Genomic DNA, 22,813 nt, shown 5'->3' on the forward strand with positions numbered 1-22,813 from the left:
ATCTTAGGCTTGGTGAAACCGGTGTCAATGCCGCCCGGAAAGCCTCGCGAAACGCTGATTCCGTAGTCTTGCGGTGGCGTTTTTGCGGGAATTTCGCCACGGAACATGTGGAAGCGAGTCGGCGGACTCTTGCGCGTGAGTCGCGCCATATTGTAGCGTTTGGCTTGTCAGATACGACATCTCGTGCAGCAGTTCTGATCCCAGAAGTCCTCATGTACCGGCGTAAACGTTCGGGCGTCTCATTGCGCCCGGCGAGCCTTAAGGGATTCTGGCGGCACGGGTTTTTCGAGACTTAGGCATTCGTCGTGCCGCCCCAGGATGGCGGCGCGCGGCGAAGGAAAGGGTGCAATGACGGTTTTGACCTGGTCCGACGATCGCGTCGAGCAGCTGAAAAAGCTCTGGGAGGCCGGACTTTCGGCCAGCCAGATCGCCGCTGAGCTTGGGAATGTCACCCGCAACGCCGTGATCGGCAAGGTGCACAGGCTCGGCCTGTCCGGCCGCGCCAAGAGCCCATCTTCGGCGGCTCCGCGGCCGCGCAAGGCACGTCCCGCGCAGCACATGATGCGGGTGAGCCGACCGATGGCGCGCGGCAACACCGCACTGGCGCAGGCCTTCGAGGTCGAAGTCGAGGCTGAGCCTGTCACCTATGACAACGTGGTGCCGATGAGCCAGCGGCTGTCGCTGCTCGAGCTGAACGAGGCCACCTGCCACTGGCCGGTCGGCGATCCCTCGAGCCCGGATTTCTTCTTCTGCGGCGGCAAGGCGCTGTCCGGCCTGCCCTACTGCGCCCAGCACTCGCGGGTGGCGTATCAGCCGGCGGCCGATCGCCGGCGCGCCCCGGCGAAGCCGGGCGCGCGGTGAGCTAGCCATCTCGTTTTTGCAAAAACGGTAGCCGTCACACGATGACGGCTCCAATTACTCGGTGTCGTCCCCCGCCTAGTGCGCAATTGCGCACGGGGGGCGGGGATCCATAACCAGAGAGCGCGGTTGTTGCGCGAGATGGTCACTCCGAGTCTTCGCCAATCCGCCTCCTGTGGTTATGGATCCAGGGCTCGCGCTACGCGCGCCCCGGGATGGCGGCTGAGATTGCCGTAGCTCGCCAAACCAACACCCGCAAAAATCCTACGTCTGCTCCGCCTTCGCAAAGCGATCGTCGAGCGCATAGCCGGCGCCGCGGACGGTGCGGATCGGATCCTGCTCGCGGCCGAGATTGAGCAGCTTGCGCAGGCGGCCGATATGCACGTCGACGGTGCGCTCGTCGATATAGATGTCGCGGCCCCACACGCTGTCGAGCAGCTGCTCGCGCGAGAACACGCGGCCGGGATGCTCCAGGAAGAACTCCAAGAGGCGGTATTCGGTCGGGCCGAGATCGATCGGCCGGCCCGAGCGCGCCACGCGGCGCTTTTCGCGGTCGAGCTCGATGTCGCCGAAAGCCAGCACCGTTGCGAGCCGCTCCGGGCTTGCGCGCCGGAGCAGGCCCTTCACACGTGCCAAGAGCTCAGGCACCGAGAACGGCTTGACGATATAATCGTCGGCGCCGGTGGCAAGCCCTCGCACCCGCTCGCTCTCCTCGCCGCGCGCGGTGAGCATGATGATCGGCAGCTGCTTGGTGTCGGACCGCGTCCGCAGCCGGCGGCACAGTTCGATGCCTGAGAGACCCGGCAGCATCCAGTCGAGCACGATCAGATCCGGGATGTGCTCCTTGAGACGGGTGTCGGCGTCGTCGCCGCGCATCACCGTCTCGACGTCATAGCCGTCGCCTTCGAGGTTGTAGCGGAGAAGCTCGGTCAGAGCTTCCTCGTCCTCAACCACCATAATGCGTGCGCCCATCGGGTCGTCGCTCCTTGCGTAATCAGGTGTTCGGGACCGTCGTGGCGAACGTCGTCATGTCGCCCTTCGGCCGCTTGTCGGTGATGGCCTGGCCTTCGATCATGTAGAACACGGTCTCGGCGATGTTGGTGGCGTGGTCGCCGATCCGCTCGATGTTCTTGGCGCAGAACATCAGATGGATGCAGAAGGAGATGTTGCGCGGATCCTCCATCATGTAGGTGAGGAGCTCGCGGAACAGCGAGGTGCAGATGGCATCGACTTCCTCGTCGCCCTTCCACACCGCCATCGCCGCCGGCAGGTCGTGCGCAGCATAGGCGTCCAGCACCGACTTGACCTGCTGCTGCACGAGGTCGGTCATGTGCTCGAGGCCGCGGAACAGCTTGAGCGGATGGAAGTCGGTCTCCAGCGCCGCGACGCGCTTGCCCATGTTCTTGGCGAGGTCGCCGATGCGTTCGAGATCGGTCGCAACGCGCATGGCGCCGACGATCTCGCGCAGATCGATCGCCATCGGCTGGCGGCGCGCGATGGTGAGCACGGCGCGTTCTTCGATCTTCTTCTGCAGCGCGTCGAGCTCGGCATCGATGGTGACGACGCGCTGACCGAGCGCTACGTCGCGGCGGATCAGCGCGTCGACGGAATCGACGATCATGCGCTCGGCGATGCCGCCCATCTCGGCGACCAGGCGGGTGAGCTCCTGGAGGTCGGTGTCGAAGGCTTTTGCGGTATGTTCAGAACCCATGTCCCGTCTCCTCAGCCGAACCGGCCGGTGATGTAATCCTGCGTACGCCGGTCGGATGGCGACGTGAAGATCTTGCTGGTGTCGTCGAACTCGATCAGCTCGCCGAGATACATGAAGGCGGTCTTGTCGGAGACGCGGGCCGCCTGCTGCATGTTGTGGGTGACGATCGCGATCGTGTAGTTCTCGGAGAGTTCCTGGATCAGCTCCTCGACCTTGGCGGTCGAGATGGGATCGAGTGCCGAGCATGGCTCGTCGAACAGAATGACCTCGGGCCGCACGGCAACGGTGCGGGCGATGCAGAGGCGCTGCTGCTGGCCGCCCGAGAGCGACAGGCCGGAGGCGTTGAGCTTGTCCTTGACCTCGTTCCACAGCGCGCCGCCGCGCAGAGCCTTCTCGACGCGGTCATCCATCTCGGACTTCGAGATCTTCTCATAAAGACGGATGCCGAAGGCGATGTTCTCGTAGATCGTCATCGGGAACGGCGTCGGCTTCTGGAACACCATGCCGACGCGGGCGCGCAGCAGGTTGAGGTCCAGCTTGGGATCAAGAATGTTGGTCTGGTCGAGCATCAGCTGGCCGGTGGCGCGCTGGCCCGGATAGAGGTCGTACATCCGGTTGAAGATGCGCAGCAGGGTCGACTTGCCGCAGCCGGACGGACCGATGAAGGCCGTAACCCGATTGGTGCCGAGCGTCAGGTTGATGTTCTTCAGCGCGTGGTGCTCGCCGTAATAGAAGTTGAGGTTGCGCACGGTCACCTTCGCCGGCGCTTCCGGCAGCGGCTGCTGCGAGGCCAGGTGAGCGTTCGAACTCACGGATACGGACAGGTCGGTCATTTTGCGGTCCTCTCGGCGCCGAGGATGCGGGCGCCAATGTTCAGGGCGAGCACGGTGAGCGTGATCAACAGCGCACCGCTCCAGGCGAGTTGCTTCCAATATTCATAGGGGCTCTGCACGAAGTTGTTGATGGTAACCGGAAGGTTCGCCATCGTCTTGCTGAGATCCAGACTGAAGAACTGGTTGGACAGCGCGGTGAAAAGCAGGGGTGCGGTTTCGCCGGCCACGCGCGCAGTGGCGAGCAAAACGCCCGTGATCAAGCCGGAGCGCGCGGCACGATAAGCGATCCTCTTGATGACCAGCGAGCGCGGCAGTCCGAGGGCACTCGCGGCTTCGCGCAGCGGATTGGGCACCAGAAGCAGCATGTCCTCGGTGGTGCGCAGCACCACCGGGATCACGATCACGGCCAGCGCCAGGCAGCCGGCGATGCCCGAGAATCCGCGCATCGGAACCACTACCGCGCCGTAGATGAACAGGCCGATGATGATCGACGGTGCGCTGAGCAGGATGTCGTTGATGAAGCGGATCACCGATGTCAGGCGATCATGCCGGCCATATTCGGCGAGGTAGGTGCCGGCGAACAGACCGAGCGGCGCGCCGATGCCGACCCCGATCAAGGTCATGATGACCGAGCCGACAATGGCGTTGAGCAGGCCGCCTTCGGTCGAGCCGGGAGGCGGCGTGCTTTGCGTGAAGACCTGGAGGCTGAGCCCGGTGAGGCCGTTGTAGAGCAACGTCGCCAGGATCAGCAGAAGCCAGGTGACACCGAACAGGGCGGCAGCGAAGCACAACCCACGAATGACAAGGTCTTTGCGGCGGCGGCGTGCGTAGATCGGATTCATGGCGCTACTTCCCCGCCTTCTTTTCCAGCCTCAGCAGCATGAGCCTCGCCGCGGCCAGTACAAAGAACGTCAACACGAACAGCAGCAAGCCGAGCAGGATCAGAGCAGACTGGTGCAGGCCGTCGCTTTCGGCGAACTCGCTCGCGATCGCCGCCGAAATGGTCGTGCCGGGCGCGAAGATCGAGGACGAGATTCGAAACGAATTGCCGATGATGAAGGTCACCGCCATGGTCTCGCCGAGCGCGCGCCCGAGCGCCAGCATGATGCCGCCGATCACGCCGACCCTTGTGTATGGGATGACCACGCTGCGGACCACCTCCCAGGTGGTGCAGCCGACGCCGTAGGCGGCCTCCTTCAACACGGGTGGCACGGTCTTGAACACGTCGACGGAGATCGCGGTGATGAACGGCAGCACCATGATCGCCAGAATGAGCGCCGCGTTGAACAGGCTGAGATAGGACGGCGGCCCGGCGAAGATCGCGCCGAGAACCGGCACCGATCCGAACGTGTCGATCATGAAGGGTTGGAACGTGTAGGCCAGGAACGGTCCCAGCACGAAGAAGCCCCACATGCCATAGATGATGGAGGGAATGCCGGCGAGCAGCTCGATCGCAATGCCGATCGGCCGGCGCAGCCATTGCGGACAGAGTTCGGTGAGGAATATAGCGATGCCGAGACCGACCGGAATCGCGATCACCATCGCGATGATGGACGTGACGAGCGTGCCATACATCGGCGACAGCGCACCCAGAACGGGCGGGTCAGCCGAGGGCGCCCAGCGTTGAGTCCACAAGAACTCGAACCCGAAGGCTTTCGCGGCCGGCCAGGCACCGATGATCAACGAAACGATGATACCGCCGAGGATCAGCAATACTGAAATCGCGCTGAGGCGGGTGATCCAATAAAAAGTGACATCACCCAATTTGAAGGCGCTGAGCGCCTTGGCGCGATCATAGGGCCCGGCAGCGTCCATCGCCGGTGCGTCGCTCTGTACGGCCATGTCTGCCACGCCAGCCCCCTTCCTACACTACGTCATCTGCATGCCGCCCGCGAAGGCGGTCTTGTCGACGATTTGACCCTCGTCGTTGCCGGGCTGGTCCGGAGGACCGGAACCCGGGATCAGCAGATGCCGGGCTCGCTCCTTGCACTCGCGCCCCGCAATGACGAGGCGCAAGCATGGCGTCGCTGCGATCAGCTCTTGATGTCCGCAGCCCAGCTCTTCTCGACCTGCTTGACGACCGAGTCGGGCATCGGGATGTAGTCGAGCTCCTCGGCCATCTTGGCGCCCTTCTCGAACGAGAACTTGAAGAACTTGAGGGCGTCCTGGACGGCCGCCTTGTCGGTTGCGTCCTTGTGGATCAGGATGAAGGTCGAGGCCACGATCGGCCAGGACTTGTCGCCCGGCTGGTCGGTCAGAATCAGGTAGTAGCCCGGTGCGTGCGCCCAATCGGCGTTTGCAGCGGCCGCCTGGAAGGCTTCATTGGTCGGCTGCACCGGCTTGCCTGCCTTGTTCACGAGGCCCGTGTAGGTCAGCTTGTTCTGCTTCGCGTAGGCGTACTCGACGTATCCGATCGAGTTCTTGGTCTGGCCGACATTGGCGGACACGCCTTCGTTGCCCTTGGCGCCGACGCCAGCGGGCCATTCGACGACGGTGCCGGAGCCGATCTTCGATTTCCAGTCCGCGCTGACCTTGGCGAGGTAATCGGTGAAGTTGAAGGTCGTACCCGACGCGTCCGAGCGGTGCACGATCGAGATGGCTGCCGAGGGCAGCGTCACCTTCGGATTGAGCTTCTTGATCGCGGGATCGTCCCACTTGGTGATCTTGGCCTGGAAGATGTCCGCGAGGGTCTGGCCGTCCAGAACGATATCGCCCGCCTTGACGCCCTCGACGTTCACCACCGGAACGATGCCACCCATGATCTGCGGCCACTGGGTAAGTCCATCCTTGTCGAGCTGCTCAGCCTTGAGCGGCGCGTCGGTCGCACCGAAGGTCACGGTCTTCGCCTGCACCTGCTTGATGCCGGCACCGGAGCCGATCGACTGGTAGTTCACGACACCGTTCGTCTCCTTCTTGTAGGCATCAGCCCATTTCGAGAGAACCGGGAAGATGAAGCTCGAACCGGCCCCGGTGATATCGGCGGCATGAGCCGACGTCGATGCGGCGACCAAGCCGGCAGCGACGATAGTCTTGATGAAATTCATGCTGGTCTCCATACAGGGAGCGAAGCGCCATCCGCGCCCGATCGCGCTCCCGCGCCGCCCCTTTAGGAGCGGTCGGCTGAGCTTTTACGAAGGTTTCGTGACAGTCGGATGACAGCGCTAAGCAGCTGAAACCGTTTGGTATTTTTGCCTAAACTAAAGTCTTAGCCGGGGGAAAACAGGCAGTGAAGGTGGCGCCCTGTTTGGGCACGCTTTCGATCAAAAGACGGCCGCGGTGGCGGTTAAGAATATGTTTCACCAGCGATAATCCGAGCCCGGTTCCGCCCTGCGAGCGGCTGTCGCCGACATCCACCCGGTAAAAGCGCTCGGTCAGGCGCGGCAGGTGCTCGGGCGCGATGCCGGGGCCGAAATCGCGCACCATGACCCGGATTTCCTGAGCTCCGTCGGTCGCCGGCATCGTCGTCAGCGACACGATGACGCGTCCACCGGAGGCGCCGTATTTGAGCGCGTTCTCGATCAGGTTCTCGAACAGCCGCAGCAGCTCCTCGCGATCGCCGGCGATCATCACGGGGTCATCAGGCAGATGGGTCTCGACCTCGACCTGGCGCTCGCGCGCCAGCGGCTCGAGCCCATCGGCGACCTGACGAATGATCGGCAGCAGGTCGACCAAGGTATCCGGCCGCACATGGGCCGACAGTTCCACCCGCGACAGCGACAGGAGATCGTCGATCAGGCGCGCCATGCGCGTGGCCTGATTGTGCATGATGCCGAGGAAGCGCTCGCGCGCCCTGGGATCGTCCTTGGCCTGGCCTTGCAGCGTGTCGATGAAGCCGGAGAGCGCGGCCAGTGGTGTGCGCAGCTCGTGACTGGCATTGGCGACGAAGTCGGCGCGCATCTCCTCGACCCGGCGCAGCGGCGTCTGGTCGTGGAAGGTCATCAGCATGCATTTATCGGCGCCGCCGAAATTGGTCGGCACCGGCACCGGGGTGATGATCAACTCCATCCAGCGATCCACCGGCACATGGTCGAGATAGGTCGCGCGCCGCGGCTCGGTCGTCGCGATGGACTCGCGCAGCGCCGTTATGATCTCCGGCGAGCGAAGCGCGAATTGGGCGAGCTCGTTCTTGCGCAGCGCCGGCGCAAGCTGGGCTGCGGCGGCGTTGAGGTGGATGACGCGGCCGGCGCGGTCGAGCAGCACGGCCGGATCCGGCATGCCGGCGACGACCGCGGCCACCGCCGCGGTCTCAACCGGATTGACGCGTCTGACGTCGTCGCGCGAGGCAGCGGTATCATGCAGCCGCCAGGGGATCAGCGCGGCAGCCGCGATACAGAGGAATATGATCGCGGCGTGCAGCGCCGACAATTCGCCGAGTGAGACCACGATCGACAACGCCAGCGCGGCAGCGATCAGGATGATCGTCGAGTGCCGCAGCCGGTCGGACCAGGGCTGGGTGGAGGGAGAAGATGGGGCGTCGATCGCCATCGGGGCGGACTTCTCCTGGGGACTCTAGATTCAAAGACCTGTGCGGGTCAGGCGCCGCCGTCGCTGCGCTTTCTGACATAAGCGGCTTCAGGCGGTGGGCCTGGATCGAGCTTGAGCGCCGCCTGCTGCAGGCGCTTGGATCGAGCGCCGATGATAACCTCGCGAAACGTCAGCAAGATTACAGAGATGACAAAAGGCGACAGGTAGTAAAGAACCCGAAACAGCAGCATGCCGCCGAGCAGTTCCTCGCGGTCCATCTGCCAGAGACCGACCAGCATGGCAGCATCGAACACGCCGAGCCCGCCGGGCGAATGGCTGGCGAAGCCGAGCAGTGTCGCCGAGACGAAGATGACAGCGACGACGACGAAGCCGAGATTGGGCTCGTCGGGGACCAGCACATACATCGCGAGCGCGCAGAAGCCGAGATCGATGATGCCGATCGCAATCTGGAGCAGCGTCAGTGGGCCGCCCGGCAGCACCACCGTCCAGGGCCCGCGGCCAACCACCCGCGGCTGGGTCCAGACCCAGACTACATAGCCGACCAGCCCGACGAGGATCATCATCGCGATCATCCGGTTCAACCATGGCGGTAGCAGGTCGATCGAAGCGGCGGCTTCCGGATGATAGGAGATGCCGAGGCCCAGCACGGCCGCATTGCCGAGCCAGAAGGTGAGGCCGGCGAGGAAGCAGATCTTTGCGACGTCGATCGCGTTCAGACCGTAGGCCGAATAGATACGGTAGCGCACCGCGCCGCCGGTGAAGACGGATGCGCCGACATTGTGGCCGATCGAATAGCTGGTGAAGGCGGCGAGCGCATTGACGCGATAGGGCAAGTGGGAATGGCCGATCGCACGCACCGCGAACAGATCGTAGAAGGTCAGGGTGAAATAGCCCGCAGCGACGAACAGCCCCGCCATCGCAATCTGGCTCGGCTCGGTGCTCTTGATCGCTTCAACCACCTCGTTGAGATCGATACCGCGCAGCATGTGATAGAGCACATAGCAAGCGATGCCGATGACCGCGACGCTGATCACAACTCCAAGCTTATGCAGGATTTGCTTCTGGCGCAGAAACGTCATCGCCCTGCGTATGGCTTCCAGCATCTAGACCTCGAACAACGCTTCAGCGGCCAGGGTGGCCAGCGAATGGGCGGATGACGCACAGGTACGCGACGATTCCATCGCCGCCGGCTCCGGCATCGCGCATGCCCCCCGTCCTCCACTAGCGCGTTTTGCGGCGGAGTGGAATTCGCCAATGTGAACAAAATCACGTGCCTTCAATGTTTTAGGCAGGCTGCGGGCTCCTGATGCACGGTTTGGCGCTTTCGGCGGCAAGACCTGACGCGAATCTCCATGGCAATCCTGCGCAGTCGCCGTGAAGTTTTGATGATTTCGGCCCGACAATGTTCCGTCACGCCTTAAGTCGAAATCAATCTATGAACCGGGCCGGCCTGTTGAAAGAGGGGCGACGGCGCTGCGGAGCAATCAGTCGCACGACAACGTGCGCGGCCTTGGCTCCAGATCGTCTGGGTGCAGCGCGGCATGACGTAGCAAGGCAAGACGCGCGGCCGTCCACCGGGCTCGGCCGCGCGAAGCATGTGCTCGGAGGTAGCGGCCTCCTCAGGCTGCAAGCTGCGGGCGCATCGCTTCGATGCCAGCGATCCAACCCGCGACGGAGCGACCGATCGCTTCGGGGTGATCCTCCTGAAGGAAATGCAGGCCGGGGCCGAGATGCACGTGAGCGCAATGCTTCAGCGAGGCAGCGAACGCCTCGGCGTAGGCGGGCGAGACGATGGCGCCGGGCGCACCTGAGAACAGCAGCTTGGGATAGGACGATGCAGCGAGGGCCGCATGCGCCGACTGAAGTGTCGCATAGACATCGGCGGGCTCGCCCGCGATCGGCAGCTCGCGCGGAAGTGCGAGAACGGGGCGGCGGCTCTCCGGGGTCGGGAACGGCGCGCGGTACGGCGCCATCTCCTCGTCGCTGAGCTTTCGCACGATGCCGCCGGGCAGCACGCGCTCGATGAAGGCATTGGCCTCGAGGATCATGGCTTCGCCTTCCCCCGGCGTCCTGAACTTGCGGAAGGTCTCGCGCGCAGCATCGGCCCGGTGAAAGTCCTGCCAGGTCGGCATCGGGCGGATGAACTCCATGAAAGCGAGACCGCGCACGAGGTCCGGCCGGCGCGCGGCGAGATGAAGAGCGAGCGCCGTGCCCCAATCCTGCGCAACGAGATAGGCGGACGTGATACCGCGCTGTTCGATGAAGGCATCGAGATAGCGGGCGAGATCGAAGAAGCGATAGGCGATGTCAGGCTTGTCGGATAGACCGAAGCCGATGTTGTCGGGCGCGATGCAATGCGCGACCGGCGCCACCAGGGGCAAAATGTTGCGCCAGATGTGCGACGATGTCGGATTGCCGTGCAGGAAGAGCGCGACGGGCGCGTCCTCCGCGCCGGTCTCGCGATAGGCCATGCTGCTTCCGAGGACGGACGCTTTGCGAATCTCAATCTCGATCTGCTTGGTCATGTCAGCTCCTTGAACACGGTTTGGAATGCGATGGTCTTGAAACGCTCGAGCGCCCCGGGATTGCGATCGACCTTCATGCGCAGGATTGCGCCCTGCCAGGACGCGAGCAGGAAGTCGGCAAGCTCCTCAGGCGCGAAATCGGAGGCGATCTCGCCGGAGGTCTGGGCGTCCCCAATGCAGGCGGCGAACGGCACCCGCCATTCGGCAAAGATCTGCGCCAGACGCGCGCGCAGCAGCTCGCTGCTGCCGGTCGCTTCCAGGCTGAGATCGCCGATCAGGCAACCACGACCGTAGCCGTCGGCCTCGAGCCGGCCGGTGATGATGTCGAGATAGCGCTTCAGCCGCGCGCGCGGTGTCAGCGAGGTGTCCTCGAGTGCCTCCGCGACCAGCCCTCTGGTGACATCGAAATAGCGGTCGAGCACCTCGGAGGCGAACGCCTCCTTGGAGCGGAAATGGTTGGTGAAGGACCCTTGCGGCGCGCCCGCCGCAGCGGTGACGTCGCGCACGCTAGTGCCGTGATAGCCGGTCCGGAACATGACCTTCAGGCCGGCGTCGAGGATGGCGTCTTTGAGCGATGGCTTTGGCATGGGAGGCATAATACGTACGTACGTATTGATGTCAAGCGCGAATTGATTGATCAGCAATCTGTTCGCCGATCAGTTAGTTAGCAAGTCTCTGGGCGATAACCTGCCTGACAGCTGCCCCGGGGTCAGGCCGCAGGCTGGCTGCGCGAGACCACCCAATAACGCAGCCAAGCGCCGATGGTGCAGCCGACGAGATAACAGGCGAACAAGACCAGCCCGAGATCGAGCCAGTAGCCGAAGCGGCCCGGAACGACATGCGCGACGGAGGCTGCAACCAGGCCCGCCACCAGCGCCGCGAGCCAGCGCGCCGTGACTTTCGAGGTGCCGTTGCCGCGCTGGACCACCGAGATCCAGCCCATGCAGAAGCCCAGCAGAACCGAGCCGATCAGCCAGCCCATATGGAACGAGACGAGATAGGGCATCGTCACCTCACCAGAAATTCGATGCGGCGGTTTTGCGCCTTGCCGTCGTCGGTATCATTGCCGGCGACGGGCTGCGTGCTGCCGTAACCGACCGCGGTGAAGCGATCCGCGGGCAGGCCGGCCTTGACCAGATAGGCGATCACCGCCTGCGCGCGCTTCTCGGAAAGCGCCTGGTTGAAGGAGTCCTCGCCATCGGCGTCGGTATGGCCTGCGACCTCGATATTGGTGGTCGGGCAACGCAACGCCGTCTCGATCAGGTGATCGAGAATGCCGGCGGAGTCAGGATCGATGTCGGCGCGCTTGGGCTCGAAGCGGATCTTGCCCTTGGCCAGCAGTTCGGAGAACAGTTGCTGGCAGACGGTGCCGTCGACCGGCCCCGCCGCGGGTTTCACCGTGATTTCCGGCTTGTATTGCCAGCTCTTCGGAAAGTCCTTGCCGAGACCGGCGCGGATGTCGTTGGCGGCGCCTTCGTACAGCGCATCACCCGACAACTTGACCTCGCGATCGGATACCACCAGCGTGCCGGTCGACAGCCGCGATAGCGCGCCGAGCGCCGCAACTACGGCCATGCTGAAGGAGCTGGGCGCGCCGACGCTGGCCTTGAGATTGTCGACCACCTTCTCGGTGAAGAATTTTCGCGAGGCGCTGGTCGCGATCGCGGCGTGCACGGTGTTGTCAGGCACGTAGCCGGTCAGCGTCAGCGTAGCGGCAACCGGATCCTTGTAGGCCTGGAAAATATAAGGCGGCGCCTTGATGTCGTTGGCAGCGATCGAAAATCCTTCAGGCAGGTTCTTCAGCGCAGCCGCAATGGCCTCGCGGCCGCCGAGATCGCGGGCCATGCCTGACAGATTGACCTTGGTGTCCGATATCGTGATCTTGCCATCCTTCAGCCTGCCGATCTGGTCGAGCAGCAGCATCGCGGCCGCCTCGAAACGCGGCGGGGCGCCGCGGGCCAGGCCCATCTGATCGGCGACCTCGGTCCCGTTGACCTCTTTTCGCGCGGCCTCTGTGAGACGCGCCTTCATCGACGGCAACGGGGCGGAGCCGGACAGCGTCACCCGCACGACGTCACGCTCGGCGTTCCAGACGAAGGGTTTGGCTTCAGGAACGAGGCGGGTCTGGTCGTCGACCAGCCGGACGCCAGGCACCATCTCGACCGTGGTCACGGCGTCGCGGCGCCCCTCCTCCGAAAAAGCATCCGCGGCGAGGCTGACGTCACGGCCGTCGACTGCGATCCGGGTCTTGTCCAGGACGGTGTCCTTGAGCGCGGCCGAGCTGCGGGCCGACAGGTCGGCCTCCACAGGCAAGGTGTTATTCCAGGCCGCAAATCCCCACATGACGGCCAGGGGAATCAGCCCCGGCCACCATTTGCTGGCCCACCTGAAAAGCATCTGCATTCGACGACCCGAACTCTGGAACCGGAGACAAAACAAACCCTTGGCAGGCTGTCAAACCGGAAATGGGGCGGTTTCGGGGACTGGGCGTGAACAAGTGGAATAACTTTTTCTTCAAGGGTCATTCCTTAAATTGAGGGCGGAATGCCCAGAGGTCGACCGGCCGGTCATGAAACAACTCCGTAACAACGTCATTCGCGCCGGGCTGGGTGCACTTTACTTCAGCGGGGCACACCATCTGCTACGTCCGCTGCTGTCGGGCGTCGGCGCGATTTTCATGCTGCACCATGTGCGGCCGGCCCGAGAGGGCGCGTTTCAGCCGAACCGGCATCTCGAGGTCACCCCCGATTTCCTGCGGGCAACCCTGTGCCATTTGCGCTCACGCGACATCGACATCGTCAGCATGGACGAGCTGCACGAGCGGTTGCTTCAGGGCCGGTTCGATCGCCGCTTTGCTGCATTCACCTTCGACGACGGCTACCGTGACAACGAGAACCATGCATTGCCGGTGCTGCGCGAATTCGACGCGCCGGCGACCATCTATGTCGCCAGCGACTTCGCCGAGGGCACTGGACGGTTGTGGTGGGTCGCATTGGAAGCCGTTGTCGCCAAGGCCGAGCAGGTCGATATCAAGATCGGCCCTTCCGCGCTTCGGCTCGATGCAACGACGCCGGCCGCAAAGCAGGCGGCCTTCGACCGCCTGCACGACTGGCTGCGCGCGCTACCGAGCGAGCATGATCTTGCGCGCGAAATCGAGGCGCTCTGCGCCGCGCATGTCGTCGACATGGAAGCGCTGTGCCGCAGCCTCTGCTTGTCCTGGGACGAGGTGAAACGGCTCGCAGCCGATCCGCTGATTACGATCGGCGCCCACAGCATCAGCCATTGCAACCTCGCCAAGCAAAGCGAGGAGATCGCCGCACAGGAAATGGTCATGAGCCGGGTGCGAATCGAGACCGCGCTGGAGCGCGAGGTGCTTCATCTCGCCTACCCCTATGGCGATCGCGAGGCCGCCGGGGCGCGCGAATTCGCGCTGGCCGCATCCGCCGGGTTCAAGACCGCGGTGACGACACGGCCCGGCATGCTGTTCGCCGAGAACGCGGGGCACATGACCGCGCTACCGCGCGTTTCGCTCAACGGAAATTACCAGGACGCACGCATTCTGCCGGTACTGACCTCTGGCGCCGCAACCGCGATGTGGAACGGCTTTCGCCGGATCGCGGCGGCTTAACTGTTGTCCCGGCCTTCGCCGGGGCAACACCGAGTTGACTCCCCTCCCCGCCGCGCTCAAAACGTCGCCAACCAAGGGAGGCATCATGTCCAACGATCTGTTTTCGCTCAAGGGCCGCATCGCACTCGTGACCGGCGGCTCGCGCGGCATCGGCAAGATGATCGCGGCCGGATTTCTCGGTGCCGGCGCTGCAAAAGTCTACATCACCGCGCGCAAGGCGGCCCCTTGCGAAGCCACCGCGAAAGAGCTCTCGGCGCAATATGACGGCGAATGCATCGCGCTGCCGATCGACATCTCGACGGTCGATGGCTGCAACAAGCTGGCCTCCGAGATCATCAGGCTGGAGCCGAAGCTCGATATTCTCGTCAACAATGCCGGCGCGGCCTGGGGCGCGGAGTTCGACGAATTCCCCGAAAGCGGCTGGGACAAGGTGATGGATCTCAACGTCAAATCGCTGTTCTTCCTGACCAAGGCATTGGCAAAACCGCTGCGCGCGGCGGCCTCGCACGCGCGGCCCGCCAAGGTCATCAACATCGCCTCGGTCGACGGCATCTTCGTCAATCCGGGCGAGACCTATTCCTATGCCGCGAGCAAGGCCGCGGTGATTCATCTGACGCGACGCCTGGCAACGAAGCTGATCAAGGACAACATCAACGTCACCGCGATCGCGCCGGGCGCGTTCAAATCGGACATGAACCGCGCTGCGCGCGACCATTCGGATGAAGTCGCAAAGCGCATTCCAGCGCGGCGCATCGGCACCGACGAGGACATGGCGGGCGTCGCGATCTATCTCGCCTCGCGCGCCGGAGATTACGTGGTGGGCAACACCATCGCAGTGGATGGCGGCGTGGTGTATGCGAATGCGGGGCTGGAGATCGCGGGGTAAGGGGGTCGGCGCGGCCCACCCGCCCCACGCCGGCTGTCATGCCCCGCGTAGGCGGGGCATCCAGTACGCCGCGGCCCATCCGCTCAATCACTGCGGCCTCTGGAATACTGATCACCCGCTTTCGCGGGTGATGACAGTCTTCGTGTAGCGAGAGCGTTGCGCCTCGCCGGCGGCCCTTACGACTCGATCTTCACGTACTCGAAATCGCCCGGCTTGTTGTCGATACCGACCTTCGGCGGCGAGATCCAGGAGGCGAACTGGCCGATTTCGGTGACGGGCTGCATCAGCGAAGTGATGAAGTCGCCGTCGTTCGCCGAGGGCAGCCACTCGTCCTTGCGCTTGGCCCAGGTGGCGTCGTCGATCAAAATGCCCTCGGGCGTGGCGTGCACGTCCTTGAACTCGCCGATGTGGCGATGGAAGGCGACATTGGGCAAGGTCAGCTTGAAATCGTAGCCGGCGGTCGAGATTACCTTATTCCAGCGCAGCATGCCCTTGACGCAATCCTGGCTGTAGTCGTCGCGCAGGCGCATGTTGAGCGCGGTCAGCGCCGGCTCGTCGACCAGCTTGATCTCGCCGTTGATGAACTTCAGCACCGGATAGGTGGAATTCTTGAGCTGATGATCGTCGTCGATCTGGGTCTCGTGGTAGCGGCCCTTGATGCCGGCATTGAAGGCATTCGCCGCGTTGGTCGAGACTTCCGAGCCGAACAGGTCGAGCGACAAGGTGTAGTGCAGGTTCAGCTTCTTCTGGATGGTCGGAAGATCGATGACCCCGAGCGCGCGGACCTTGGCGATGTCGGTGGGATCGGTGATGCCGGCCTGCCGCATCGCATCGCAGGTGCGCTGCACGACCCGGGTGATGCCGGTCTCGCCGACGAACATGTGGTGCGCTTCTTCGGTCAGCATGAAGCGGCAGGTGCGTGACAACGGATCGAAGCCGGACTGCGCGAGGCTATGCAACTGCATCTTGCCGTCGCGGTCGGTGAAGTAAGTGAACATGAAGAAGGACAGCCAGTCCGGCGTCGCCTCGTTGAAGGCGCCCAGCATGCGCGGCGCATCGGCATCGCCCGAGCGACGGCGCAACAACTCGTCGGCCTCCTCACGGCCGTCGCGGCCGAAATATTTCTGCAGCAGATAGACCATCGCCCAGAGGTGACGGCCTTCCTCGACATTGACCTGGAACAAATTGCGCATGTCGTAGAGCGAGGGCGCTGTCTTGCCGAGATGGCGCTGCTGCTCGACCGAGGCGGGTTCGGTGTCGCCCTGGATCACGATCAGGCGGCGCAGCATGGCGCGATGCTCGCCGGGAACTTCCTGCCAGGCCGGTTCGCCATAATGCTCACCGAACGGCACGACGCGATTTTCTTCCTGCGGCGCCAGCAGAATGCCCCAGCGATATTCGGGCATGCGGACATAGTCGAACTTGGCCCAGCCGCGCGGATCGACGGAGTAAGCGGTGCGCAGGTACACCAGCGATTCCTGGAAGCCCTCCGGCCCCATGTCGCTCCACCAGTCCATGTAGCCGGGATGCCAGCCCTCAAGGGCCTTGAGCACCTGGCGGTCTTCGGCGAGATTCACGTTGTTCGGAATCTTGGTCGAGTAGTCGACGTTCATGATGTTCATGTTCATGGCCGTGCTCCTTGCTCCGTCTCGTGTCCCGGACGCAGTGCGGCGCGAAGTGCTGCACTGCTGAGCCGGGACCTATTGGCTGGTCCGTCTGGGTCCCGGTTCTACGTCGCACCGCTTCGCGCTGCGCCGCGCCCGGGAGAAGAAAGTCGTCAAACCCGCGTCATGTCGAATTTCGGCTTCTGGCCGCTGCCGTAGCGGCGCAGCGCGCCCTCCTCGCCGACCGCATTGGGGCGCTGGAAGATCCAGTTCTGCCAGGCGGTGAGGCGCGCGAAGATTTTTGATTCCATGGTCTCGGGGCCGACGAAGCGCAGGCTCGCTTCCATGCCGGTGAGGCTGTCGGGCGAGAAGCTGGCGCGCTCCTCCAGGAACACGCGAACCTCGTCGTCCCAGTCGATGTCGTCGAGCGCGAAGGTGACGAGCCCGAGCTCCTCAGCCTCCTCCGCGTCCAGGCTCGTCCCGATCGTCGCTTCCGCGCGCTCGACATCGGATGGATCGGCCTGGAAGCGCGACTGTAGCCGCGTCAGGCCGTGGCTCATCGGATAGGGACCGAAGTTCATGGCCGACAATTCGATCGACGGCGGCGGCTGATTGTCGCCCTGGCGCGTGCCGATCAGCATGTAGGAGCGGTCGGCGGCGAACACGAGCTCGGCGAGCGTGCCGGCAAAACACGAGCCGGGCTCGACCAGCGTGACCAGCGTGCGCGAAGTGACATCGATGCGCTTGAGCACGCGCTTCCAATAATGCCTGATCTCGTTGACCAGCCAATGCGCCTTGTTGGCTTCGAGGAAGGCGTCGGATGCGAGCACATGGGCGCGGTCGCCATGGCTCTTGAACACCAGCATCGCGATCTCGAGCTCATTGATGCGCAGGTGCAGGATGGCGTCGTCGAGCTCACGCGCGACTTGCAACGGCCAGAACGAGGCTCCCAGCGCCATCATGCCGTCGATGTCGGCGGGCGGTGCAGCCTCAGGCGCCTTGATCGAGATGGTGGCGATGCGTGCGGCGCGATCGATGTCGACGGTGACGAAGCCATAGCGGATGCTGTTTTCGTCGATCAGGCGCTTGAGCGGGGTCAGCGCGATGCCCTTGCCGCTGCCGGCGCGTTTCGAGGCCGCCGCGAACTCCTTGGCGCGCTCGGCGATCTTGGCTTCGAGCTTGGAGTTCGGCGCGATCTCGTCGACGAGGCGCCACTGCACGGCGCGCTTGCCCTTCACGCCTTCCTCGATGGTGCAGAAGAAATCAGCGTGGTCGCGGCGCACCTTGCGCTTGTCGACGACGCGCGTCAGCCCGCCGGTGCCGGGCAGCACGGCGAGCAGCGGCACCTCGGGCAGCGCAACCGCGGATGAGCCATCATCGGCGAGAATGATGTGGTCGGTCGCGAGCGCCAGCTCATAGCCGCCACCGGCGGCCGAGCCATTCACCACGGTGATGAAGCGCTGGCCGGAATTCTCCGACGAGTCTTCCATGCCATTGCGGGTCTCGTTGGTGAACTTGCAGAAGTTCACTTTGTGAGCATGCGTGGAGCCCGCGAGCATGCGGATGTTGGCGCCGGCGCAGAACACCCGGTTCTTGGCCGAGCGCATCACCACGACCTTCACCTCGGGATACTCGAAGCGCAGCCGCTGGAGCGCGTCGGCAAGTTCGATGTCGACGCCGAGATCGTAGGAATTGAGCTTGAGGAGATAGCCCTCGAACAGACCGCCATTCTCGTCGACGTCCATGGTCAGCGTCGCGACGCCATCTTCGACCGCCAGCTTCCAGTGCTTGTAGCGGGACGGTTCGGTCTGGAAATCGATGAATGTCGCGCCGCCTGCGAGGCGCCGATCTTCCCCGGCCATGGGCCACCCTTGAGCTTGATTATGTGGTCTGGAGCGTTAGATGCACAATAATGCATCTTATTGGGTAAGTCTAGCCCCGAATTTGGGTCTGATATGCACTTTGCTTCATCCGCCCCGTGAGCCTCACGCGGCCTGGAGGCCGGGATCGTCACGCAAGGCGGCCTTCGCAAACTGCGCGATAGCCTCGAGCGTCGGCCCAGCCGCCTCGCGATGCGGCGAATGCGCTGCGCCCGCAATGATCTTCAGGTCGACCGGGCAGTAACATTCCTCCTGCGCGATCTCGGCCTGGCGCAGCGTCCCGTACTGGTCGTCCGCGCCTTGCAGAACCATCACGGGCACGCGGATATAGGCGAGATGATCCGAGATATCCCAGTCGCGGAATTTCGGATCGAGCCAGGCGCCGTTCCAGCCATAGAACGCGTTGTCGACATCCTTGTGCCAGCGCGCCAGTTTCGTCCTGAGGTCCGTGGTCTCATACGTGGCCTTGATCGCGGCGATGGATTTCACCGAGATGTCTTCGACGATGAAATGCGGCGCGATCAGCGCGATGCCCTGCAAGCGATGATCCTGATGTGAACCGGCATAGATCGCTGCGATCGAGGCGCCGTCGGAATGGCCGAGCAGGAGGCCGCGCTTGAACGGAATCGCGTCGAGCACCCTTGGCAAGACGTCGAGCGCCTCGCGCTGCATGTAATCGAGCGGCCGCGGCAACGTCACCGGGCTCGACTGACCGTAGCCTGCGCGTGAATAGGCGAAGATGCCCGCACCGGTGGCCTGTTGAAGCTTCTCGGGGAAGTCGCCCCACAAGCCGACTGAGCCGAGGCCTTCGTGCAGCAGGACGATGGTCGGCGCGTCGGCAACCTGCGGCGCGAGCCAGATGTATTCGAGGCTGGCGCTGTTGATACTGAGGACGCCGGTGGGGGTGAGGTTGGTCATGCTCTGTATCCATTCACTCCGTCATTCCGGACAACTCGCAACGCGAGTTGATCCGGAATCTCGAGATTAGCTTTGTGGCTCGAGGTTCCGGGTTCGATGCTTCGCATCGCCCCGGAATGACGAACTCACTAATTCGCACCCTCGCGCAGCTTGAACCGCTGGATCTTTCCCGTCGCTGTTTTCGGCAGCGAATCCACCACGTCGATCCAGCGTGGATATTTCCACGGGCCGATCTTCTGCTTGACGTGCTCCTTGAGCATCTCCTGCAAGTTCGTCGTCTTCGCGCCTGGACGCAGTACGACGAAAGCTTTTGGCTTCAACAGACCTTCAGGATCGGCCTCAGGCACGACCGCGGCTTCCAGCACCGCCGGATGCGTGATCAGTGCACTCTCGACCTCAAACGGCGAGACCCAGATGCCTGACACCTTGAACATGTCGTCGGCGCGGCCGCAGAAGGTGTAGCGGCCGTCCGCGTCGCGAACATATTTGTCACCGGTGCGCGTCCACGGCCCCTCGAAGGTGCGGCGGCTCTTGTGGCGCTGATTCCAGTAGCCCTCGCCGGCCGAGGGCGCATCGACCAGCAGCTCGCCGACCTCGCCATCGGCGACGTCCTGGCCGGCCTCGTTGACGAGCCGCACCGCATAACCCGGCACCGGCTTGCCTGATGAGCCGTATTTGATGTCTCCCGGCGCGTTCGAGAGGAAGATGTGCAGCAGCTCGGTCGAGCCGACGCCGTCCAAAATGTCGACGCCGAAGCGTGCCTTCCAGCTGTTGCCGACGGATTCCGGCAGCGCTTCGCCAGCCGAGGTGCAGATGCGTAAAGCGCTTCCACCGCGTTCGCTCTTCATCGCTTCGTCGTTGAGCATGGCCGCGAACAATGTCGGCACGCCGTAGAAGATCGACGGGTTGTAGCGGTTCATCAGGTCGAACATGCGCGCCGGCGTCGGCCGCTCGCTGTTCAGGATGACGCTGGCGCCGACCGACATCGGGAAGGTCAACGCGTTGCCGAGGCCGTAGGCGAAGAACAGTTTTGCAGCGGAGAGGCAGACGTCGCTCTCGCGAATGCCGAGCACCTGCTTGGCGTAGGTGTCGGCGGTCGCCTGCAAATTCGAATGGATATGGCGCACGCCCTTGGGCATGCCGGTCGAGCCGGACGAATAGAGCCAGAATGCCGGCTCATCCGGATGCGTCGCGGCTGTGGTGAACTGGTCGCTCTCGCCGGCGAGCTCTTCCGCAAGCTGCTTGTGGCCGTTCTGCTTGGCGCCGGAGACCACGACATGTTCGAGATCGGGCATGCGGCCGACGACGTCCTTGATGACGGGATAGAGCGCCTCAGAGACGAACAGCACGCGGGCGCGGCAGTCGGCGAGGATGTAGGCGTATTGATCAGCGGTCAGCAGCGTGTTGAGCGGTACCGGCACAATGCCGGCGCGGATCGCACCGAGGAACACGATCGGGAAGTCGACCGTGTCCAGCATGATCATCGCCACGCGCTCCTCGCGGCGGACGTCGAGCCGGCGCAGCATGTTGGCAGCCCGCCGCGTCTCGCGCTGGAGCTCGCCGTAGGTGAGCCGCGAGACGGTGTCATCGAAGGCGAGCTTGCCTCCCCTGCCCTCCTCGACATTGCGGTCGAGCAGCCAGGTCACCGCGTTGTAGGATCCCTCGCTCACGGTCGTCTCCCCCGAATTTTGAATTATAATTCATAGAAAGACACTGCGGCGGCTTGCTGTCAATGCCAGCAGGCACTATGTTTCATTAAAACGCGCCGCAGGACAGCTGTAAAGAAGGCTCATGACCGACAGTCCCGACGCCGAATCCCAATTCCTCGAACAACTGGGCCAGCGCGTGCGCACCATGCGCGCAGTGCGCGGCATGTCGCGCAAAGTGCTCGCCAAGGTATCAGGGATTTCGGAGCGCTACATCGCTCAGCTGGAGAGCGGCAAGGGCAACGTCTCCATCGTGCTGTTGCGCCGCGTCTCCGCCGCGATGGGCGCGCATCTGGAAGATCTGCTCCCCTCGGCCGATCCGACGCCGGACTGGCAGATGTTTCGCGATCTCCTGCGCAAGGCGACGCCGGCGCAGATCGCGCAAGCAAAGGACCTGCTCGCCGGCGGCAGCGCAACCACGCCACGACGCGCGCCGTTCTGCGGCATCGCGCTGATCGGCCTGCGCGGCGCCGGCAAATCGACGCTCGGGCGGATGCTGGCGAAAAAGATCGGCTGGAGCTTCGTCGAGCTCAACAAGGAGGTCGAGCAGCAGAACGGGCTCTCCGTAGCCGAGATCATCGCGCTCTACGGCCAGGAAGGCTTTCGGCGCATGGAGCAGGCAGCGCTTCAGCAGCTGCTCGCGCGCAACGAGCTGATGGTGCTGGCGACCGGCGGCGGCATCGTCTCGGAGCCGCTGACCTTCGACCAGATCCTGACCTCCTTCTACACGATCTGGCTGAAGGCCGAGCCGGAGGAGCACATGGCCCGCGTGCGGCGCCAGGGCGATCTGCGCCCGATGGCCGACGACCGCTCCGCGATGGCCGAGCTGCGCAACATCCTGCTCAGCCGCGAGCCGCTCTATGCACGCGCGACCGCTGTGGTGGATACCGCGGGTCTTTCCGTCGATGCGGCCGCGGCAAGGCTGATCGATGCGGTGCGCCCGGTGCTGCAGAACGAAGCCCGCAGCTTTGGGCTGCGCACCGTGGCGCTGTAGCGATGACCGTTAGTGACGTCACCCTCTCCATGTTCGAGCGGATCGGCGGCAGTGCCACGATCGACCGCCTGGTCGACAGGTTCTACGAGCGCATGGATACGCTGCCGGAGGCAAAGGTGATCCGCGCCATGCATGCGGATGATCTCGGCCTGATCACGGACGTGCTGAAGCGCTACCTGAACGAATGGACCGGCGGGCCGCGCCTCTATACCCCCGAAAAGGGCCATCCACGGCTGCGCCAACGCCATTTCGGTTTTGCTATCGGTGATGCCGAGCGCGATGCCTGGATGCTCTGCATGCGTGGCGCGATGGAGGAGACGATCACCGACGCCGCCGCACGGCACGATCTCGACAAGGCGATATCCGGCCTCGCCGACTGGATGCGCAACCGCTAGCGCAGCCGTAGCCCGAAGACTGCATTACGACCTAGACCGACCAGTAATGCGGATGCGGGTAGGGCCGCGAGCGGTCGCCCCAGTCGAACGCGTCGCCATCGAACTCGCATGGGCCGCTGCTGAGCTCGTCCAGCGTCATCTCGACGTGGAATGCCTGACGTCTGGGATCGTATTTCAGCGCGCTCCACTGGACAGGATAGTGGTGTTGCATGCCGAGCAGGCCACCGGTCTTGATCACGGCATAGGCGACCGTTCCACTCATCTTGTCGAGCATCAGCCGCTCGATCGTGCCGAGCTTGGTACCGTCGCGCCCAAAGACGGTGACGTGCTCCACGCGATCACTGGGAACCATGGTGTGGTTCATGGCGTACTCCCTGTTCTCTTGTGCTT

Annotated in this window: 23 protein-coding genes; 5 read left to right on the forward strand and 18 right to left on the reverse strand. The window is 63.8% G+C overall.

The window, feature by feature from the left end:
- Positions 1 to 348: 348 nt before the first annotated feature.
- Positions 349 to 861: a GcrA family cell cycle regulator gene (locus BM374_RS03245; RefSeq protein WP_092290184.1), complete on the forward strand. Its 513-nt coding sequence runs from the start codon at positions 349 to 351 to the stop codon at positions 859 to 861.
- A 261-nt stretch (positions 862 to 1,122) separates the two neighbouring features.
- Here BM374_RS03245 and phoB read toward each other — a convergent pair whose 3' ends face one another.
- The 13 genes from phoB to BM374_RS03305 form a co-directional block, all read right to left on the reverse strand.
- Positions 1,123 to 1,830, reverse strand: a complete 708-nt coding sequence (gene phoB / locus BM374_RS03250; RefSeq protein ID WP_092289108.1) for a phosphate regulon transcriptional regulator PhoB — start codon at positions 1,828 to 1,830, stop codon at positions 1,123 to 1,125.
- A gap of 22 nt (positions 1,831 to 1,852) precedes the next feature.
- Positions 1,853 to 2,569, reverse strand: coding sequence for a phosphate signaling complex protein PhoU (gene phoU / locus BM374_RS03255; RefSeq protein ID WP_092289109.1), 717 nt, complete (start codon positions 2,567 to 2,569; stop codon positions 1,853 to 1,855).
- A gap of 11 nt (positions 2,570 to 2,580) precedes the next feature.
- Positions 2,581 to 3,402 (reverse strand): phosphate ABC transporter ATP-binding protein PstB, encoded by an 822-nt coding sequence (pstB, locus tag BM374_RS03260; RefSeq protein ID WP_092289110.1) that lies wholly within the window; start codon positions 3,400 to 3,402, stop codon positions 2,581 to 2,583.
- Positions 3,399 to 4,244 (reverse strand): phosphate ABC transporter permease PstA, encoded by an 846-nt coding sequence (gene pstA / locus BM374_RS03265; protein WP_092289111.1) that lies wholly within the window; start codon positions 4,242 to 4,244, stop codon positions 3,399 to 3,401. The genes pstB and pstA overlap by 4 nt, the downstream gene beginning before the upstream one ends.
- A gap of 4 nt (positions 4,245 to 4,248) precedes the next feature.
- A complete protein-coding gene (gene pstC / locus BM374_RS03270; RefSeq protein ID WP_177248144.1) occupies positions 4,249 to 5,244 on the reverse strand; it encodes a phosphate ABC transporter permease subunit PstC in 996 nt (331 codons plus the stop codon).
- 27 nt (positions 5,245 to 5,271) lie between these two features.
- Positions 5,272 to 5,418 carry a hypothetical protein gene (locus tag BM374_RS38410; RefSeq protein ID WP_177248062.1) on the reverse strand — a complete coding sequence of 49 codons (147 nt, stop codon included), beginning with the start codon at positions 5,416 to 5,418 and terminating at the stop codon, positions 5,272 to 5,274.
- A 17-nt stretch (positions 5,419 to 5,435) separates the two neighbouring features.
- Complete coding sequence (pstS, locus tag BM374_RS03275) at positions 5,436 to 6,446, reverse strand: phosphate ABC transporter substrate-binding protein PstS (RefSeq protein ID WP_092290186.1); 1,011 nt, start codon at positions 6,444 to 6,446, stop codon at positions 5,436 to 5,438.
- A 148-nt stretch (positions 6,447 to 6,594) separates the two neighbouring features.
- On the reverse strand, positions 6,595 to 7,887 hold the full coding sequence (locus BM374_RS03280) for an ATP-binding protein (RefSeq protein WP_092289113.1): 1,293 nt from the start codon (positions 7,885 to 7,887) through the stop codon (positions 6,595 to 6,597).
- Positions 7,888 to 7,934: 47 nt separating this feature from the next.
- Positions 7,935 to 8,990: a putative bifunctional lysylphosphatidylglycerol flippase/synthetase gene (locus BM374_RS03285; protein ID WP_092289114.1), complete on the reverse strand. Its 1,056-nt coding sequence runs from the start codon at positions 8,988 to 8,990 to the stop codon at positions 7,935 to 7,937.
- Between the two features lie 516 nt (positions 8,991 to 9,506).
- Entirely contained in the window at positions 9,507 to 10,412 is a 906-nt protein-coding gene (locus BM374_RS03290) for a haloalkane dehalogenase (protein WP_092289115.1), read from the reverse strand.
- The gene (locus BM374_RS03295) at positions 10,409 to 10,999 is read right to left on the reverse strand and encodes a TetR/AcrR family transcriptional regulator (protein ID WP_177248063.1); all 591 of its coding nucleotides are present in this window, start codon (positions 10,997 to 10,999) and stop codon (positions 10,409 to 10,411) included. The genes BM374_RS03290 and BM374_RS03295 overlap by 4 nt, the downstream gene beginning before the upstream one ends.
- A 122-nt stretch (positions 11,000 to 11,121) precedes the next feature.
- Positions 11,122 to 11,418: a hypothetical protein gene (locus BM374_RS03300; RefSeq protein ID WP_177248064.1), complete on the reverse strand. Its 297-nt coding sequence runs from the start codon at positions 11,416 to 11,418 to the stop codon at positions 11,122 to 11,124.
- Between the two features lie 2 nt (positions 11,419 to 11,420).
- Positions 11,421 to 12,815 carry an OmpA family protein gene (locus tag BM374_RS03305; RefSeq protein WP_092289117.1) on the reverse strand — a complete coding sequence of 465 codons (1,395 nt, stop codon included), beginning with the start codon at positions 12,813 to 12,815 and terminating at the stop codon, positions 11,421 to 11,423.
- Between the two features lie 166 nt (positions 12,816 to 12,981).
- Between BM374_RS03305 and BM374_RS03310 the strand changes: the two genes are divergently transcribed.
- Positions 12,982 to 14,040 (forward strand): polysaccharide deacetylase family protein, encoded by a 1,059-nt coding sequence (locus BM374_RS03310; RefSeq protein WP_092289118.1) that lies wholly within the window; start codon positions 12,982 to 12,984, stop codon positions 14,038 to 14,040.
- An 85-nt stretch (positions 14,041 to 14,125) separates the two neighbouring features.
- Complete coding sequence (locus BM374_RS03315) at positions 14,126 to 14,926, forward strand: SDR family oxidoreductase (protein WP_092289119.1); 801 nt, start codon at positions 14,126 to 14,128, stop codon at positions 14,924 to 14,926.
- 176 nt (positions 14,927 to 15,102) lie between these two features.
- Here the strand turns inward: BM374_RS03315 and boxB are convergent, their stop codons facing one another.
- The 4 genes from boxB to BM374_RS03335 all read right to left on the reverse strand — a co-directional run bounded on the left by boxB (position 15,103) and on the right by BM374_RS03335 (position 20,998).
- On the reverse strand, positions 15,103 to 16,554 hold the full coding sequence (gene boxB / locus BM374_RS03320) for a benzoyl-CoA 2,3-epoxidase subunit BoxB (protein ID WP_092289120.1): 1,452 nt from the start codon (positions 16,552 to 16,554) through the stop codon (positions 15,103 to 15,105).
- A gap of 149 nt (positions 16,555 to 16,703) precedes the next feature.
- The gene (gene boxC, locus BM374_RS03325; protein WP_092289121.1) at positions 16,704 to 18,392 is read right to left on the reverse strand and encodes a 2,3-epoxybenzoyl-CoA dihydrolase; all 1,689 of its coding nucleotides are present in this window, start codon (positions 18,390 to 18,392) and stop codon (positions 16,704 to 16,706) included.
- A 123-nt stretch (positions 18,393 to 18,515) separates the two neighbouring features.
- The gene (locus BM374_RS03330) at positions 18,516 to 19,328 is read right to left on the reverse strand and encodes an alpha/beta fold hydrolase (protein ID WP_092289122.1); all 813 of its coding nucleotides are present in this window, start codon (positions 19,326 to 19,328) and stop codon (positions 18,516 to 18,518) included.
- Positions 19,329 to 19,456: 128 nt separating this feature from the next.
- Complete coding sequence (locus tag BM374_RS03335; RefSeq protein WP_092289123.1) at positions 19,457 to 20,998, reverse strand: benzoate-CoA ligase family protein; 1,542 nt, start codon at positions 20,996 to 20,998, stop codon at positions 19,457 to 19,459.
- A 121-nt stretch (positions 20,999 to 21,119) separates the two neighbouring features.
- Between BM374_RS03335 and BM374_RS03340 the strand changes: the two genes are divergently transcribed.
- Entirely contained in the window at positions 21,120 to 22,028 is a 909-nt protein-coding gene (locus tag BM374_RS03340) for a helix-turn-helix transcriptional regulator (RefSeq protein WP_092289124.1), read from the forward strand.
- 2 nt (positions 22,029 to 22,030) lie between these two features.
- Positions 22,031 to 22,423, forward strand: a complete 393-nt coding sequence (locus tag BM374_RS03345) for a group II truncated hemoglobin (RefSeq protein WP_092289125.1) — start codon at positions 22,031 to 22,033, stop codon at positions 22,421 to 22,423.
- Positions 22,424 to 22,454: 31 nt separating this feature from the next.
- Here the strand turns inward: BM374_RS03345 and BM374_RS03350 are convergent, their stop codons facing one another.
- A complete protein-coding gene (locus BM374_RS03350) occupies positions 22,455 to 22,787 on the reverse strand; it encodes a PRC-barrel domain-containing protein (protein WP_092289126.1) in 333 nt (110 codons plus the stop codon).
- Positions 22,788 to 22,813: the final 26 nt, after the last annotated feature.

This window comes from Bradyrhizobium sp. Ghvi, from assembly GCF_900115265.1.
Lineage (GTDB): Bacteria > Pseudomonadota > Alphaproteobacteria > Rhizobiales > Xanthobacteraceae > Bradyrhizobium.

Excerpts from the sequence above, each read along its gene's own strand:
- BM374_RS03245 (WP_092290184.1), top strand. The coding sequence starts at position 349 with ATGACGGTTTTGACCTGGTCCGACGATCGCGTCGAGCAGCTGAAAAAG.
- phoB (WP_092289108.1), bottom strand. The coding sequence starts at position 1,830 with ATGGGCGCACGCATTATGGTGGTTGAGGACGAGGAAGCTCTGACCGAG.
- phoU (WP_092289109.1), bottom strand. The coding sequence starts at position 2,569 with ATGGGTTCTGAACATACCGCAAAAGCCTTCGACACCGACCTCCAGGAG.
- pstB (WP_092289110.1), bottom strand. The coding sequence starts at position 3,402 with ATGACCGACCTGTCCGTATCCGTGAGTTCGAACGCTCACCTGGCCTCG.
- pstA (WP_092289111.1), bottom strand. The coding sequence starts at position 4,244 with ATGAATCCGATCTACGCACGCCGCCGCCGCAAAGACCTTGTCATTCGT.
- pstC (WP_177248144.1), bottom strand. The coding sequence starts at position 5,244 with ATGGCCGTACAGAGCGACGCACCGGCGATGGACGCTGCCGGGCCCTAT.
- pstS (WP_092290186.1), bottom strand. The coding sequence starts at position 6,446 with ATGAATTTCATCAAGACTATCGTCGCTGCCGGCTTGGTCGCCGCATCG.
- BM374_RS03280 (WP_092289113.1), bottom strand. The coding sequence starts at position 7,887 with ATGGCGATCGACGCCCCATCTTCTCCCTCCACCCAGCCCTGGTCCGAC.
- BM374_RS03285 (WP_092289114.1), bottom strand. The coding sequence starts at position 8,990 with ATGCTGGAAGCCATACGCAGGGCGATGACGTTTCTGCGCCAGAAGCAA.
- BM374_RS03290 (WP_092289115.1), bottom strand. The coding sequence starts at position 10,412 with ATGACCAAGCAGATCGAGATTGAGATTCGCAAAGCGTCCGTCCTCGGA.
- BM374_RS03295 (WP_177248063.1), bottom strand. The coding sequence starts at position 10,999 with ATGCCAAAGCCATCGCTCAAAGACGCCATCCTCGACGCCGGCCTGAAG.
- BM374_RS03300 (WP_177248064.1), bottom strand. The coding sequence starts at position 11,418 with ATGCCCTATCTCGTCTCGTTCCATATGGGCTGGCTGATCGGCTCGGTT.
- BM374_RS03305 (WP_092289117.1), bottom strand. The coding sequence starts at position 12,815 with ATGCAGATGCTTTTCAGGTGGGCCAGCAAATGGTGGCCGGGGCTGATT.
- BM374_RS03310 (WP_092289118.1), top strand. The coding sequence starts at position 12,982 with ATGAAACAACTCCGTAACAACGTCATTCGCGCCGGGCTGGGTGCACTT.
- BM374_RS03315 (WP_092289119.1), top strand. The coding sequence starts at position 14,126 with ATGTCCAACGATCTGTTTTCGCTCAAGGGCCGCATCGCACTCGTGACC.
- boxB (WP_092289120.1), bottom strand. The coding sequence starts at position 16,554 with ATGAACATGAACATCATGAACGTCGACTACTCGACCAAGATTCCGAAC.
- boxC (WP_092289121.1), bottom strand. The coding sequence starts at position 18,392 with ATGGCCGGGGAAGATCGGCGCCTCGCAGGCGGCGCGACATTCATCGAT.
- BM374_RS03330 (WP_092289122.1), bottom strand. The coding sequence starts at position 19,328 with ATGACCAACCTCACCCCCACCGGCGTCCTCAGTATCAACAGCGCCAGC.
- BM374_RS03340 (WP_092289124.1), top strand. The coding sequence starts at position 21,120 with ATGACCGACAGTCCCGACGCCGAATCCCAATTCCTCGAACAACTGGGC.
- BM374_RS03345 (WP_092289125.1), top strand. The coding sequence starts at position 22,031 with ATGACCGTTAGTGACGTCACCCTCTCCATGTTCGAGCGGATCGGCGGC.
- BM374_RS03350 (WP_092289126.1), bottom strand. The coding sequence starts at position 22,787 with ATGAACCACACCATGGTTCCCAGTGATCGCGTGGAGCACGTCACCGTC.